The sequence below is a fragment of the Pseudomonas sp. H3_C08 genome, assembly GCF_054669455.1.
The window spans coordinates 366034-381795 of record NZ_CP162803.1 but is presented as its reverse complement, the minus strand read 5'-3'; the positions used below and the strand labels follow the sequence as shown (position 1 = coordinate 381795).

Below are 15762 nucleotides of genomic sequence, written 5' to 3'. Positions count from 1 at the left end.
AGTTACAGCGATCCCCATCATCCGTTCGCTGGCGCTGCACCGGGCTGTGTTTTTACGGGCTATCGTCCCGCCTCTGCGTAGCCAGACGCTCAGCCAGCGCGTCCACACCCTCTTCCGGTTTCTCCGGCATCGCCTTCAAGGTCGCTTGCATCAAACGCATCTGACGAATGAAACGCCGACAGTTCGGGCAAAACATCAGGTGATGGCGCACCATCAGTTTTTCACGAAAGCTCAATTGGCCATCGAGATAATCGCTGGAGCGCGCCACTTGTTCCTTACAGGTCAGCATTCCCCTGTCTCCTCAAAATGCTCCACGGTCGCGAAGACTTTCAGCCGCGCACGATGCAGCAGCACACGGACATTGGAGAGCGAGATCTCCAGAAGATTACAGATCTCCTCCAGCTCCAGCCCTTGGCGTTCGCGCAACAACAAAACGCTGCTTTGCAGTTCCGACAGGTTCAGCAGAGTGTGCTCCAGACAGTCACGCAATTCACCTTCGGTCAGCAAGGCTTCCGGGGTGTCCTGATGCCAGGCGAACGGGGCAACCAGCCAATGGCCGTCACCGGGAGAAAAGCGGTCATCGTCGATCGTGCCATGGGGTGACGGCAGATCATCCATCAACACTTCCCGGCGATTTTGTTTATAACGGCTTTTGGCCGAGTTGGCCGTGATGGTCAACAGCCAGGTCTTGAGACTGGAGCGGCCTTCGAAGCTGGCGATGTGGCGCACCACCGACAACCAGGCGTCCTGCACCACTTCTTCGACATGACGCTGGCCGACAATCGCATACGCCACGGCGCGCATAGCGCTCTGATACGTCGTCACCAGTTCCTTGAAAGCCTTTTGCTCACCCGCCAGCAGGCGCGCAAGCAGTTGGGTGTCGTCAGCCGCCATCCAAAAATCTCCTTGTGCCGATTCCGAAAATGATAGCGGCAGGTCTTCACCTGCCGCCATTTCCGAAAAATTACAGCGTTTGAGCCGATTCGGATGTAGGAAAGGTCGGCGCGATCAGGTGGAAATTAAACCGATTTTCAACGCTTGCGCAGAATCACGCTACCGATCGAATAGCCTGCACCGAACGAACTCAACACCGCCAGCGAACCGGCAGCCAGATCATCCTGATACTTGTGGAAAGCAATCACCGAACCCGCCGAGCTGGTATTGGCGTAGGTGTCGAGAATCACCGGGGCTTCTTCTTCAGTGGCTTCGCGACCCAGCAACTTGCGCACGATCAGGTGATTCATGCTCAGGTTGGCCTGGTGCAGCCAGAAGCGCTTCACGTCGCCGACGTTGAGCTGGTTCTCTTGCAGATGTTCGCCGATCAGCTCGGCAACCATCGGGCAGACATCCTTGAACACCTTGCGGCCTTCCTGCACGAACAGTTTGTCGCGGGCACCAATGCCCTCTTCCGCCGCGCGGTTGAGGAACCCGAAATTGTTGCGGATGTTGTTGGAGAACTTGGTCAGCAGCTTGGTGCTGACCACATCGAACTGGTGTTTGGACGTCGCGGTCTCAGCGCGCTCGATGATCACTGCAGTCGCCGCATCGCCGAAGATGAAGTGGCTGTCGCGGTCACGGAAGTTCAGGTGACCGGTGCAGACTTCCGGGTTGACCATCAGGATCGCCCGGGCCTGGCCCATTTGCACGCTGTTGGCGGCGGCCTGGATGCCGAAAGTCGCCGAGGAGCAGGCCACGTTCATGTCGAAACCGAAACCCTGAATGCCCAGGGCTTCCTGGACTTCGATGGCGATGGCCGGGTAGGCGCGCTGCAGGTTGGAACAGGCAACGATCACGCCGTCGATGTCGGCAGCAGTTTTGCCGGCACGTTGCAGGGCCTGTTCGGCAGCGCCGATAGCCATCTGGCAAAGCACCGACCATTCGTCGTTGGAACGCTCCGGCAGACGCGGGGCCATGCGTTGCGGATCGAGGATGCCGTCCTTGTCCATGACAAAGCGGCTCTTGATGCCTGAAGCTTTTTCGATGAACGCGGCGCTGGATTCGGTCAGGGCCTGGACTTCGCCGCGGGCAATGGCCTCGGCGTTGTCGGCGTTGAACTGGGCGACGTAGGCGTTGAAAGACTGCACCAGCTCTTCATTGGAGATGCTGTTGGCCGGGGTGTACAGGCCGGTGCCGCTGATGACGACGTTATGCATGGTCGTTTCTCTAATCTGTTCAGGCAGAAAGTGCTGGAACCGTCGTACCAACACACAAAGGGTCTATTCCCATCCGGGGGACGCAAACCTGGCATCGCTTTATTCCGTCGCGCGAACCGGGCGAAGGCTCTGGGTCGCGAAACCGGCGTTTATGGTCGCGAAGTTTGCCATAAACGCGGGGTTTTGGCGCCTTTCTCAAGCACAACCCAAATCCCAATGTGGGAGCGAGCCTGCTCGCGATTGCGGTCTGTCTGCCAGTGGCAAGGTGACTGACACACCGCAATCGCGAGCAGGCTCACTCCTACAAGGGACTGCATATGCCTCTAGGTCAGGGCTCGACCTGGGTCCACTGCTTGTTAAGGCGTTTGTCGGAAATCGGTACTTTCGTCCCCAACTGCTGGGCGAACAGCGACACCCGGTATTCCTCCAGCCACCAGCGATACAGCTCAAGCTGCGGATCGCGTTTGCCTTCCTGAGCATGTTTCGCCGCGCGAGTCTGGTATTGCCCCCAGAGGCCGGCGAGTTCGCCGCTCCAGACGCGATCCTTCTGCACCTGCGCGCCGAGCTTTTCGAAGCGCTGCTCGACCGCTTTCAGGTAACGCGGCAACTCCTTAAGCCACTGCATCGGCGTTTCGCGGACAAACCCCGGATACACCAGGTTGTTGATTTGCTGCTTGATGTCATTGAGCGCCACGGCCTGGGCCAGATCGATCTTCCCCTTGAAGCGCTTTTGCAGGCTGTGCCACAGCTTGAGAACTTCCAGCGTCAGGCGCGCCACGCGTTCGGCGTGTTCAGTCCAGTTGCCGCGTTTGCGCTCGGCCAGTGCTGCCAAACCGGCGCCGTCGCGGGGCAACGGGTCTTCGCCTTCGAGAATGCAGCTGTCGAGGCTCGCCAGCAGAATATCTTCAACCAGCGCATCAACCCGGCCCAACTCGCGATAGAGCAAGCCCAGCTCAGTCTGCCCCGGCAACTTGCCACGCAGGAACTTGGCCGGCTCCGCCAGTTGCTGCATCAATAACCGCTGCAAGGCGCGACGATGCTGGAATTCGGCCTCGGCCGGGGTCGAGAAGCGCCCTTCCTTGACCGTGCCGCCCTCTTCAACCAGCGCCGGATATACCGTCATCGACAGCCCGGCGATCTTCTGCTGAGTCTTCTCCGCGACCGGCGCGAAGACCTTGGCCTCCACCGGTTGCTGACTTTTCGCACTCTGCGGCACCGCCAGCGCGGCCTGACTGGCTTCGGCAAACCGTGCGGTCAGCTCGGCCAGATCGCGACCTTCGCCGAGGAATTTGCCTTGGCCGTCGACAATTTCCAGGTTCATCCGCAGATGCCCCTCGACGCCTTGCTCGGCTTCGGCCCACGCCTCGTCACTGACCCGCGCGCCAGTCATGCGCAGCAGTTCGCGACCGAGCGCTTGCGGCAACGAACCCTCGGCAAAGGTCATGCGTTGCAGCGCGGCTTTGATGAAGTCCGGCACCGGCACAAAGTTCTTGCGCAAGGCCTTCGGCAGGTTGCGCACAAGGGCGATGCACTTGGCCTCGATCATCCCCGGCACCAGCCATTCCAGGCGTTCCGGTGGCAGCATCGGCAACAGCGGGGCCGGCACGCGCAGGGTCACGCCGTCGCGCGGATGATTGGGCTCGAAGTGATAAGTCAGCGCCAGTTCCAGATCGCCGATGTGCAGCGTGTCCGGGTAATCCCGCGCGGTGACTTCACTGGCCTCGCGAGCCAGCACGTCTTCTTCGCGCATGATCAACAACTGCGGATTCTTCTGGCTATTGATGCGGTACCAACTGTCGAAGGTCGCGGTCTGGTGAATCTCCGCCGGCAACCGCGCGTCGTAGAACGCGTACAGGGTTTCTTCATCGGCGAGAATGTCGCGACGACGGGCCTTGGCTTCCAGTTCGTCGAGCTGTTCGAGCAACTGTTGGTTGGCGGTCAGGCACTTGGCTTTCGATTGAATCTCGCCACGCACCAAGCCTTCGCGAATGAACAACTCGCGAGAAACCACGGGATCCACCGGACCGTAATGCACCGGCCGGCGGCCGACCACGATCAGCCCGAACAGAGTGATCTGCTCGTAGGCCACGACCTGGCCGCGCTTCTTTTCCCAATGCGGTTCGAAGTGGTTTTTCTTGATCAGGTGCCCGGCCAGCGGCTCGATCCAGTCGGCGTCGATCTTGGCGACCATGCGTGCATAAAGCTTGGTGGTTTCCACCAGCTCAGCGGTCATCAGCCATTGCGGGCGCTTCTTGCCGATGCCCGACGACGGGTGAATCCAGAAACGTCGCTGACGCGCGCCGAGGTAATCGCCGTCCTCGGTTTTCTGACCGATCTGGCTGAGCAAGCCGACCAGCACCGCTTTGTGCAGTTTCGGGTAATCCGCCGGCTCTTTATTCAGACTCAACTGCATGTCGCGGCAGATCAGGCTCAACTGCCGATGCGAGTCGCGCCACTCGCGCAAACGCAGATAGTTGAGGAAATTCTTCCGGCACCAGTTACGCAACGGGCTGGCGGTCAGCGCCTGGCGCTGCTCTTCAAAACCGCGCCACAGATTGACCAGTCCGGCGAAGTCCGAATCGGTGTCCTTCCATTGCGCGTGGGCCTGATCGGCGGCTTGCTGACGCTCCGGCGGCCGCTCGCGCGGGTCTTGAATCGACATCGCACTGGCGACGATCAGCACTTCCTGCAAACTGCCGAGCTTGGCTGCTTCAAGCAGCATACGGCCCATGCGCGGGTCGACCGGCAGGCGCGCCAGTTGGCGACCGAGCGGGGTCAGCTGACTGTTGCGGTCAACCGCCGAGAGTTCTTGCAGCAGGTTGAAACCGTCGCTGATCGCCTTGCCATCCGGCGGCTCGATGAACGGGAATGCGGTGATCTCGCCGAGACGCAGATGCAGCATCTGCAGAATCACGGCAGCGAGGTTGGTGCGCAGAATCTCTGGATCGGTGAATTCCGGGCGCCCGTTAAAATCTTCTTCGCTGTACAGCCGAATACAAATGCCCGGCTCAACCCGTCCGCAACGACCTTTACGCTGGTTGGCGCTGGCTTGGGAAATCGCCTCGATCGGCAGACGCTGGACCTTGGCACGGTAGCTGTAACGGCTGATGCGCGCGGTGCCGCTGTCGATCACGTAACGGATGCCCGGCACGGTCAACGAGGTCTCGGCAACGTTGGTCGCCAGCACCACGCGACGGCCCGGGTGCGACTGGAAAATCCGCTGCTGCTCGGCCGGCGACAAGCGCGCGTACAGCGGCAGGATTTCCGTGTGTTTGAGTTGCGCCTTGCGCAGCATGTCGGCGGCGTCGCGAATCTCGCGCTCGCCGGGCAGGAATACCAGCACGTCTCCCGGACTGCGGCGTTCGCTGCGCTCGTAAGCGGCGATTTCGTCAAGGGTCGCGAGGATCGCTTGATCCACCGTCAGGTCATCCTCGACGCGGTTGCCCTCTTCGTCCTGCTCCAGGGTCAGCGGGCGATACCAGGTATCCACCGGGAAGGTGCGGCCGGAGACTTCGACGATTGGCGCATCGTCGAAGTGCTTGGAGAAGCGCTCCAGATCGATGGTCGCCGAAGTGATGATGACTTTCAGGTCCGGGCGACGCGGCAGCAGGGTTTTCAGGTAGCCGAGCAGGAAGTCGATGTTGAGGCTGCGTTCGTGGGCTTCGTCGACGATGATCGTGTCGTAGCGTTCGAGGTAGCGATCGTTCTGGGTTTCCGCCAGCAGAATACCGTCGGTCATCAGCTTGATCAGAGTGTTGGAATCGCTTTGATCCTCGAAACGCACCTGATAGCCGACCAGCGCACCGAGCGGCGTAGCGAGTTCTTCGGCGACCCGGCTGGCGACGCTGCGCGCAGCGATTCGACGTGGTTGGGTGTGGCCGATCAGACCGTGCTGACCGCGACCGATTTCCAGACAGATTTTTGGCAACTGGGTGGTTTTGCCCGAGCCGGTTTCGCCGGCGATGATCAGCACTTGATGCTTTTCCAGCGCCTTCTTGATCTCGTCGCGCTTGGCCGCAATCGGCAGACTGTCGTCGTAACGAATCACCGGCAGGCTGGCACGGCGGGCCAGCACCTGATCACAGGACGCCTGCATGCGCGTCACCCACTGGGCCAGTTTGGCCTCGTCGGGTTTCTTGCGCAGCTCAAGCAACTGTCGCCGCAGCCGGTGACGGTCGGCGAGCATGGCGTGATCGAGGTTCTTCAGCAGTTTGTCGATGGAGGGCGATTCGTCGGTCATCGGGTAGGCAATTCGGTCGTCTATTTATGCAGGGGGCGGATTGTCGCAGATTTGGCGGATTTGTGGCGTGTCAGGGGGATTGCTGCCCTCACCCTAGCCCTCTCCCAAAGGGAGAGGGGACCGACCGAGTCAACTTTGCCAGCTTCGCCGACCTGAACGCGCATCACCGAATCCACAATCGCCAAGCTCTTTCAGGTCGGTGTTTGGCGCAAGACACCTCGGTCGGCCCCCTCTCCCTACGGGCGGTCCGACGTTTCGGGAGGGCTGGGGTGAGGGTGTTTTTTTAAAAGAGCTACTCGTTATCGAGACCTTTACGCCGATACGGGAAAACATCAATGACTTTCCCGGCCCGAATCGCCTCCTGCAAGCCCTTCCAGTAATCGGCGTTATACAACTCGCCATGCAACTGATCGAACAACTTGCGCTGCCCCGAATCGGCAAACAGAAACGGCGGAAACTCCTCGGGGAAGACATCCAGCGGCCCGATCGAATACCACGGCTCCGAGGCCATTTCGTCCTCCGGCGTGCGCGGTGCGGGGATGTGGCGGAAGTTGGCTTCGGTCAGGAAGCAGATTTCGTCGTAGTCATAAAACACCACGCGCCCGTGGCGAGTGACGCCAAAGTTCTTCAGCAGCATGTCACCGGGAAAGATGTTCGCCGCCGCCAGTTGCTTGATCGCCAGGCCGTAATCCTCCAGCGCCTCACGCACCTGCGCATCGTTGGCGTTTTCCAGATAGAGGTTGAGCGGGGTCATCCGCCGCTCGGTCCAGCAGTGACGGATCAACACCGTGTCGCCCTCGACCGACACCGTCGACGGCGCCACCTCCAGCAGCTCCTCCAGGCACGCCGGATCAAACTTGCTCAGCGGAAAACGGAAATCGGCGAACTCCTGGGTATCGGCCATGCGCCCTACCCGGTCGACGCTTTTCACCAGCCGATACTTCTCGATCACCGTGGCGCGGTCGACGTTTTTCGAAGGTGAAAAACGGTCCTTGATGATCTTGAACACGGTGTTGAAGCCAGGCAGGGTGAACACGCTCATGACCATGCCGCGCACACCCGGGGCCATGATGAACTGATCATCGGTGTTGGCCAGGTGATTGATCAGCGCGCGGTAAAACTCGGACTTGCCGTGCTTGTAGAAGCCGATTGAGGTGTACAGCTCGGCAATGTGCTTGCCCGGCAGAATGCGCCGCAGGAAGCCGATGAACTCCGCCGGCACCGGTACATCGACCATGAAATACGAACGGGTGAACGAGAAGATAATCGATACATCGGCTTCGTCGGTGATCAACGCGTCGATCTGAATCCCGCGCCCCTCTCGATGCAACAGCGGGATCACCAGCGGCCATTGCTCGTCGCGGGTGTAGATGCGTCCAACCAGATAGGCGCCCTTGTTGCGGTACAACACCGAGGAAAACAGCTCGACGCTCAGCTCCGGGTCCTTGCACACCCAGTCCGGCAGGTTCTCACGCAGTTGCGCTTCGAGGCGACGCAGGTCACCCGGCAGATCGGCGTAATCCTCGCTGAAGCGATAGTCGGCAAAAATGCTCGCGAGCATCCCCGACAACTGCCCCTGCGGTTTGTAGGTGCGGGTTTGCGCGGCGCGGGCTCGGCGCAGGCTCGGGCGGGTGGTGTGGATGAACATGCAGCCGTCGCTGATTAGGTCGTGGCTGAACAGCCCGCAGAAAATCGAGTTGTACCAGGTCTCGGACAACTCATCATCGAAGCGCAGGTCGATGACGCTGATGTAGGCACTTTTCACCAACGGCCAGCAGTTGACGTTCATCAGCGTTTCATCATCGAAGTATTCGCGCAGGCGAGCGATAGTTTCGCTGACCTTTTCTTCGTAGAGATTGATCCGTGCCGCCGACGCCGTTTGCGTCTCCTGCCAGCGCGCCTGCTCGAAGCGCTCCCGGGCGCCGTCGGTGATTCGCCGGAAATGCTCGCGGTAATCGTCAAAGCCATCGAGGATCATGCGGGCGATATCGGTGGCTGGCCATTGCTGCGGCATAGATAAGACCTCGGCGTGCGTGGGGAAATCTGTGCCTGAGCTTAGCCACGCAAGCGTGTGCGCGTGAAGTGCAATTTCTGCCAAATCCGCGTCAGGGTTGTACAGCGACACAGTTTTTAGCAAAGTTTTTTTAATCGACCGTTCGGTCAGTTAATCACCTTGATGGTCCTTCTGGCCGCCCTGCGCCAGGCCGCGAATTCTCTGGGCTTCGGATCCAATACTGATCAAACGCGTCTAGCTCGTGGCTTTACTGCAAATGCGCTTACCGACGGCAACGCTTCCAGATTGGTCTTACCAAAATAGTGGCACTTTGATATATAGCCCACCATTCCCCCCTTCATAACAAGATCCTCGCTGACGAGGACGACCTCCCCCCCCTCAAAGATCAAGGAGCACACTGATGTCTATCCGGAATCTGCGCATAGGTTTGCGCGCCAGTTTGAGCTTTGCCGTTTTGGCCGGTCTGCTGGTGGTGGTCGGCCTGTTCGGTCTGGGCCAGATGAAAACCCTGCGCGAGAGTGCAACAGTGATTGAAGAATCGTGGATGCCGAGCATCGAGAGCATCCATGACGCGGCGGCGAACATCGCCAGCATCCGTCTTGAATCCTTGCGCCTGATCACCAGCACCCAGTCTGCTGTGCGCGACAGAAGCAAAGGCCTCATCAAGGCGCAGCGCGAAGAACTGCTCAAGCGCCTCGCCGATCACAAAGCCCTGCTCACCAGCGAAGAAGAACGGCTGATGCTCGACGGTTTGAATGCCAACACCGCCAAGTACATGAGCATTCTCGAACAGATCATCGGCCAGATCGACGCCGGGCAAAGTGAACAGGCCTACACGCGGCTTAACAATGAACTGGCACCACAGGGAACGCTGCTCGACAAAACCCTCGAGCAGATGATCGCGTTCAATCAGCAAGGTGCCGACGCCGCCGCCGATGCCGCCGCAGCGATGTACCAACGGGCATTGTGGATCGTCGCGACCATCATCGTGGTTGCCCTGATTGCCACGCTGCTGCTGGCCTGGCAACTGACACGCAGCATCACCACCCCGATCAATCAGGCCCTGAATGTGGCGCGGCGCATTGCTGCCGGCGACCTCAGCGGCGAGATCGTCAGCACCGGTAAAGATGAGGCTGCGCATTTGCTCAACGCCTTGGCCGAGATGCAGGGCAATCTGCGCTCGACCATTCGCGGCATCAGCGAATCGGCGCAGCAGTTGGCTTCCGCGGCCGAGGAAATGAGTTCGGTGATGGAGCAAAGCACTCGCGGCCTGCAACAGCAGAACGATCAGATCGAACAAGCCGCCACCGCAGTGACCGAGATGAGCACCGCGGTGGACGAAGTCGCGGCCAACGCGGTGTCCAGCGCCGAGGCGTCTGCCGCGTCGAACGAGGACAGCAAGCACGGTCATGTGCAGGTCAGCGAAACCATCAGCTCGATTCAAGAACTGGTCGACGCCGTACTGGGCGCCTCAGCACAAGCTGAAGGCCTGGCCACGCAGGCACAGGACATCAGCAAAGTGCTGGAAGTGATTCGCGGGATTGCCGGACAGACCAACCTGCTGGCGCTCAATGCGGCGATCGAAGCGGCCCGCGCCGGTGAAGCCGGGCGCGGTTTCGCGGTGGTGGCCGATGAAGTGCGCTCGCTGGCACAACGCACGCAAAATTCCACGGAAGAAATCGAGCTGATGATCAGCAGCATCCAGCAAGGTACGGGGTCGACCGTGGGCGCGCTGCAGAGCAGTGCCGAACAGGCTGGCCAGACGTTGCGTCGGGCCAACAGCGCAGGTCAGGCGCTGGAGAAAATCACCGCGTCGATCTCGCAGATCAACCAACGCAACCTGGTGATCGCCAGTGCAGCCGAGCAACAGGCCTTGGTCGCTCGCGAGGTCGATCAGAATCTGGTGACCATCCGCGACCTCTCGACCCAGACCGCCGCTGGCGCCACCCAGACCTCGGCCGCAAGCCAGGAACTGTCGCGTCTGGCCGTCGACTTGAACGGCCTGGTCACACGCTTTGTGATCTGAACGAACAGTTGCATGCCCGATTAGCGGTTGCCTTCGGCAGGGCGCTCGGCAACACTCTCGTCCCGATCAAGGAAGGAGACCCGCCGTGAGCCCTGTCGATATTTTCCGTATGTTGTCGCTGGCGGCCATCTGGGGCGCGAGTTTTCTGTTCATGCGCATTATTGCGCCGGTGATCGGCACGATCCCGACCGGATTCTTTCGCGTGTCGATTGCGGCCCTTGGCCTGCTGGTGATCCTCGGGCTGATGCGCGTACGCTGGGATTTCAAAGGCAAACTGAAAACCGTGATGCTGCTGGGTGTGATCAACTCGGGGATTCCAGCGACGCTGTATTCGGTCGCGGCCCAGGTGTTACCGGCCGGTTATTCGGCGATCTTCAATGCCACCACGCCGTTGATGGGCGTGCTGATTGGCGGGTTGTTCTTCAGTGAAAAACTCACCGCAGCCAAACTGGGCGGGGTGTTCCTCGGCCTGTTCGGCGTTGGCGTGCTGACCCGCGCCGGTCCCGTGGCGTTCGATCTGCAATTGTTGATGGGCGCCCTCGCCTGTTTGCTGGCGACCACTTGTTATGGTTTTGCCGGTTTCCTCGCACGGCGCTGGCTGGATCAGGCTGGTGGTCTGGACAGTCGCCTGTCGGCGCTGGGCAGCATGCTCGGTGCGACGTTGTTTCTGTTGCCGCTGTTTGGATATAGCGTGATCACCGCACCGCCGGCCAGTTGGGGCGGCTGGAATGTCTGGCTGTCGCTGTTGGGCCTGGGTCTTGGCTGCACGGCGTTTGCCTACATCATTTACTTCCGCCTGCTCAGTTCGATCGGGCCGGTGAAGTCGATGACCGTGACCTTCATGATTCCGCCATTCGGCGTGCTGTGGGGGGCGTTGCTGCTGGATGAGCCGTTGTCGATGGCGCACATTTATGGCGGGGTGTTGATTGCGTTGGCGTTGTGGCTGGTGTTGAAGCCGGCGGTGGTGAAACCGGCTGAGGCGCCCGCCCGATAAATTTGTGCTGTGGCCGAAAAGGCCATCGCGAGCAGGCTCACTCCTACAATTGGAATGCGTTCCCCTGTAGGAGTGAGCCTGCTTGCGATCGGCGGCCTAAAAGCCGCCACCTGACGATCTGTTAGCTGGTTTTACGGAACACAAACGCCAGACCGACAATGATCAACAGCATCCCCAGCACACTCAACGCCGCCAGGCGATTGCCGAAAATCAGATAGTCCATCACTGCCGTCACCGCCGGCACCAGGTAGAACAAACTGGTGACATTGACCAGATTGCCCCGCGCGATCAACCGATACAGCAACAGCGTCGCCAGCACCGACACCACCAGCCCCATCCACAACACCGGCACGATAAAACCTGTGCTGTGCTCAAAGTGGAACGGCTGGAACGGCACGAAAATCCCGCACAACAACAGCCCGGCCAAGTACTGCACCGGCAGCGTACCGAGAGGATTGTCGGTGATGCGTTTCTGCATGATCGAGCCCAGCGTCATGCTCGCCAGCGCCAGCAGACCAAACAGCATCCCCGCCAAGGACATCCCGGCCAGACCGATGCCTTGGTAAACCACCATGATCAGCCCCGCCAACCCCAAGGCCAGACCAAACATCCGGCTCGCCGAGCGCTGCCGCTCCATCAACACCACGGTGAGAATCGGCTGCACGCCCATGATGGTCGCCATCACGCCCGGAGTGACTTTGCTGTTCAAGGCCAGTAGATAAAAGATCTGATAGGCCCCCAACAACACCACACCCGTGGCAATCGCAAACATCATCGGTTTGCCGCCCTTGGGCAGCTTCAGCTTGAGCAACGGCGCCAGCAGCACGAGCCCGCAAAAGGCAATCGCGAAGCGAATCAGCAGAAAGGCAAATGGTGACGCGTGGGCCAGCCCCCATTTGGAGAAGATCGCGCCGCTGCTCCACAGCAGAACGAACAGGCTCGTGGACGCGGCCGCGAGCGCGGATTTTTTCGACAGGACAAACATGATTACCACCTGTAGTCAGGCAAGAAGCCAACTCAGCCGAAGCTGAAATTCAGTAGGTTTTTCTGGCGGGCGCAGGGGTCAGCAAAAACTGCCGATCAGCCCGAAACACCAACGCCCGGCGGTGATACGACTGCGCACACCGGCGTGCTACTGACAGGTGGGGGGTAATGACTGATCTGCTTGGGCTGCTGATTCCCGCACGGCACGACGCCAGCGTTGACCGCTGAATCGACTACCGCGTTGCTGAGGGATGCAGGCATTGGCGCAGATCTTTTTTGAAGGGTTGGAAGGTGAGCCATGGGGGCTCACGAGCGCCGACTATAACCACCAGGCGACATGGATTGCAATGATTTGGACAAAGGGCCAGTAGCGACGGATGCATGAGAGCTGAATAGGCTTTTGAGCAACCGCAACACCTATCGATGGGGAGACATGGAATGCTCGAAATCATATGCCAAGAGAACGGACGTATTTGCGCTATCAGTTGTATCGGTCGCTGGCCAGGAAGCAGGCAAGCATCGCCACTGCTCTGTTGCAGCTACCGGCGGGACAAGACTTGTCGACAGTACGCTTTGAACCTATCGATGCCGAAGCACTAGGTGCGTTCGAGCTTTGGGAGAATCCGCATTTTTGCTGGCGAGAGATTGCCAAATGGAAGTCACGAGAACCCTTGTCCCTGGATATCGCGATCTGGTTTGAAGAACAGCTGTGCGGGCTGTGTTTCGTCAATCCGAACAAAAGCCGCCAGCGAATTCGGATCGTACGATTGGAGGGGCGGTCCGGAGTGCCTCACCCGCTTAAAAAGCGTATTGCGCTTTTGTCGATGGTGGCCATCGATGAGTTTGCGCAAATAATCGGTAGCAAGTGCATTGAAGTTCAGGAACCGATACCTGGAGCAATTCCTGTTTATACAAAACTCGGCTTCAAATTTGATTTGGAAGGCCGCCTTGTCCTCGCAGTGGAGAGTAAAGTATCGTGAAAACTGTTCAAGTAATGATCAACGAGGGCGGGAACATGCGTAAATCCGTGAAAAAATCCCCTACTAAGAAAAGATCAATCACAACGGACGAAAAGTTTATCTCCTCCGAACTATCAGCCAATCAGCAGCGCTTTCTTCAGCTATTGATTACAGGCATCGAAGACGAACCCAACGTTCTCGCTGGGCGGCGCTGACTCGCAGATAATAAAAAACCGCTCACAAGGAGCGGTTTTTCATTGCCTGTCCAGCCTCAGCCAAACAGCCAATACCCCAACAACGTCAATACCACCACCGCCAGCACCGGACGCATCACGCGGTAGGCTTTCGGATGACGGCGTTTCCACTGCTTGACCACGCCACTGAACTTGTCGCTGAAGTTCTTGCTCCAGGCGTAGGCCTGGTTGATCCCGCCGACGCGTTCATCATCAAGGTTCTGCGGTGCGGTGGCACGGCCGAGCCAGGCGCTGATCGAGCGGTTGATGCGGGTCATGAGGCGGTTGCTCAGCGGACGCTCGACGTCGCAGAACAGGATCACGCGGGTCTGGTCGGTTTCATTCTTGACCCAATGCACGTAGGTCTCGTCGAACATTACGTCTTCACCGTCACGCCAGGCATAAACCTGACCATCAACAAAGATCCGGCAATCGTCGGAGTTCGGCGTCGACAAGCCGAGGTGATAACGCAGCGAGCCGGCGAACGGATCGCGGTGCGGGTTCAAGTGGCTGCCACCCGGCAACAGCGCAAACATCGCGCCTTTGACGTTGGGAATCGCACTGACCAGCGCCACGGTTTTCGGGCACAGGGTTTCGGCCGATGGCAGCGGTTTGTCGTACCATTTGAGGTAGAAACGCTTCCAGCCCTTCTTGAAGAACGAGCCGAAACCGGCGTCGTTGTTCTTTTCTGCCGCGCGAATATAGCCCTCGTCGAACAGGTGCATGGCCTCGTCGCGAATGGTTTCCCAATTGTCGCGCAGCACGTCCAGTTCCGGAAATTTGCTGCGATCCAGGTACGGCTTGGACGGCACGCCGGAGAACAGGTACATCAGGGCGTTGTACGGAGCGAACAGCGCCGAGTGGTTGACGAACTGGCGCAGAACCGGCAAACGCGCCTTGCCGCGCAAATGCACATAGAGGATGCTGCCCACGAACAGCAGCAGCACCAATACCTTGGCGGCTAACGAAAAGGTCATCAACGACTCCTTGAATAAAGACAACGCTGCGCAATGCCCTTTACCCGGCATGGCAGCCGGCCATGATAAACACTACCGGCGCCGGGCAAAACCCGCCTTACACAAGATTCAGTGTTAAGAATTGCGCAACAAAGCATTTATTAGCATAACGATCCTGAACCCCGGCTGATCTGAATCAACTGGATTACTGCTGAGTCTCCTGCTCAGTGAACAGATCGCTGAACAGCATGCTCGACAGATAACGCTCGCCGGAGTCGGGCAGAATCACCACGATAGTCTTGCCCTGCATCTCCGGCGTCTCCGCCAAACGCACCGCGACTGCCATCGCTGCACCGCAGGAGATGCCGCATAGAATCCCCTCTTCCTGCATCAAGCGCAGGGCCATTGCCTTGGACTCTTCGTCGGTGACCTGCTCGACCCGGTCGACCATCGACAGATCCAGGTTCTTCGGCACAAAGCCGGCACCGATCCCCTGAATCTTGTGCGGGCTCGGTTTGATTTCTTCACCCGCCAGCGCCTGGGTGATCACCGGCGACGACATCGGCTCCACGGCCACCGAAAGAATCGGTTTGCCTTGGATATTCTTGATATACCGCGAAACGCCGGTGATGGTTCCGCCGGTGCCGACGCCCGCTACCAGTACATCGACGGCACCGTCAGTGTCGTTCCAGATTTCCGGACCGGTGGTCTTTTCGTGAATGGCGGGGTTGGCCGGGTTATCGAACTGCGCCGGCATGAAATATTTGTCGGCATCGCTGGCAACGATTTCGGCCGCCTTCTCGATTGCGCCTTTCATGCCCTTTGCCGGCTCGGTCAACACCAGTTCGGCGCCCAGAGCCTTGAGGACTTTACGGCGTTCGATGCTCATCGAGGCCGGCATGGTCAGCATCAACTTGTACCCACGGGCCGCGGCAACAAAGGCCAGACCGATCCCCGTGTTGCCCGACGTCGGTTCGACAATGGTCATGCCCGGCTTCAGTTTGCCGCTGCTTTCGGCGTCCCAGATCATGTTGGCGCCGATCCGGCACTTGACCGAATAACCGGGGTTGCGCCCCTCGATCTTGGCCAGAATGGTCACGCCACGCGGTGCGATGCGGTTGATCTGCACCAGCGGCGTATTACCGATGGAATGGGCGTTGTCAGCAAAAATACGGCTCATGGCTGGGTCCTTATGCAGCGTTG

General features: G+C 59.3%; 12 protein-coding genes. 4 read left to right on the top strand and 8 right to left on the bottom strand.

What is annotated here, in order from left to right; genetic code table 11:
- Nucleotides 1–52 precede the first annotated feature (52 nt).
- The 5 genes from AB4N74_RS01850 to aceK form a co-directional block, all read right to left on the bottom strand.
- Nucleotides 53–289: an anti-sigma factor family protein gene (locus tag AB4N74_RS01850; protein WP_093438121.1), complete on the bottom strand. Its 237-nt coding sequence runs from the start codon at nt 287–289 to the stop codon at nt 53–55.
- Entirely contained in the window at nt 283–894 is a 612-nt protein-coding gene (locus tag AB4N74_RS01845; protein WP_093438125.1) for an RNA polymerase sigma factor, read from the bottom strand. Before AB4N74_RS01845 ends, AB4N74_RS01850 begins: the two co-directional genes overlap by 7 nt.
- Nucleotides 895–1031: 137 nt before the next feature.
- Nucleotides 1032–2153 carry a beta-ketoacyl-ACP synthase III gene (locus AB4N74_RS01840; RefSeq protein ID WP_257357473.1) on the bottom strand — a complete coding sequence of 374 codons (1122 nt, stop codon included), beginning with the start codon at nt 2151–2153 and terminating at the stop codon, nt 1032–1034.
- 328 nt (nt 2154–2481) lie between these two features.
- Nucleotides 2482–6393, bottom strand: a complete 3912-nt coding sequence (hrpA, locus tag AB4N74_RS01835; RefSeq protein ID WP_460098053.1) for an ATP-dependent RNA helicase HrpA — start codon at nt 6391–6393, stop codon at nt 2482–2484.
- Between the two features lie 292 nt (nt 6394–6685).
- A complete protein-coding gene (aceK, locus tag AB4N74_RS01830; protein WP_257357470.1) occupies nt 6686–8407 on the bottom strand; it encodes a bifunctional isocitrate dehydrogenase kinase/phosphatase in 1722 nt (573 codons plus the stop codon).
- Nucleotides 8408–8807: 400 nt separating this feature from the next.
- Between aceK and AB4N74_RS01825 the strand changes: the two genes are divergently transcribed.
- Nucleotides 8808–10433 carry a methyl-accepting chemotaxis protein gene (locus tag AB4N74_RS01825; protein ID WP_460098052.1) on the top strand — a complete coding sequence of 542 codons (1626 nt, stop codon included), beginning with the start codon at nt 8808–8810 and terminating at the stop codon, nt 10431–10433.
- Nucleotides 10434–10518: 85 nt separating this feature from the next.
- Nucleotides 10519–11427 carry a DMT family transporter gene (locus AB4N74_RS01820; protein ID WP_093438149.1) on the top strand — a complete coding sequence of 303 codons (909 nt, stop codon included), beginning with the start codon at nt 10519–10521 and terminating at the stop codon, nt 11425–11427.
- A 121-nt stretch (nt 11428–11548) separates the two neighbouring features.
- On the opposite strand, the gene AB4N74_RS01815 is transcribed toward AB4N74_RS01820, so the two are convergent.
- Nucleotides 11549–12412 carry a DMT family transporter gene (locus tag AB4N74_RS01815; RefSeq protein WP_093438153.1) on the bottom strand — a complete coding sequence of 288 codons (864 nt, stop codon included), beginning with the start codon at nt 12410–12412 and terminating at the stop codon, nt 11549–11551.
- 472 nt (nt 12413–12884) lie between these two features.
- Between AB4N74_RS01815 and AB4N74_RS01810 the strand changes: the two genes are divergently transcribed.
- Together AB4N74_RS01810 and AB4N74_RS01805 are read left to right on the top strand one after the other, a co-directional pair.
- On the top strand, nt 12885–13391 hold the full coding sequence (locus AB4N74_RS01810) for a hypothetical protein (RefSeq protein ID WP_306674234.1): 507 nt from the start codon (nt 12885–12887) through the stop codon (nt 13389–13391).
- Nucleotides 13388–13585 (top strand): hypothetical protein, encoded by a 198-nt coding sequence (locus AB4N74_RS01805; RefSeq protein WP_257357463.1) that lies wholly within the window; start codon nt 13388–13390, stop codon nt 13583–13585. The genes AB4N74_RS01810 and AB4N74_RS01805 overlap by 4 nt, the downstream gene beginning before the upstream one ends.
- 56 nt (nt 13586–13641) lie before the next feature.
- Here AB4N74_RS01805 and AB4N74_RS01800 read toward each other — a convergent pair whose 3' ends face one another.
- Both AB4N74_RS01800 and cysK read right to left on the bottom strand, forming a co-directional pair.
- The gene (locus AB4N74_RS01800; RefSeq protein WP_093438167.1) at nt 13642–14580 is read right to left on the bottom strand and encodes an aspartyl/asparaginyl beta-hydroxylase domain-containing protein; all 939 of its coding nucleotides are present in this window, start codon (nt 14578–14580) and stop codon (nt 13642–13644) included.
- Nucleotides 14581–14764: 184 nt separating this feature from the next.
- Entirely contained in the window at nt 14765–15739 is a 975-nt protein-coding gene (gene cysK / locus AB4N74_RS01795) for a cysteine synthase A (protein WP_460098051.1), read from the bottom strand.
- Between the last annotated feature and the right edge of the window lie 23 nt (nt 15740–15762).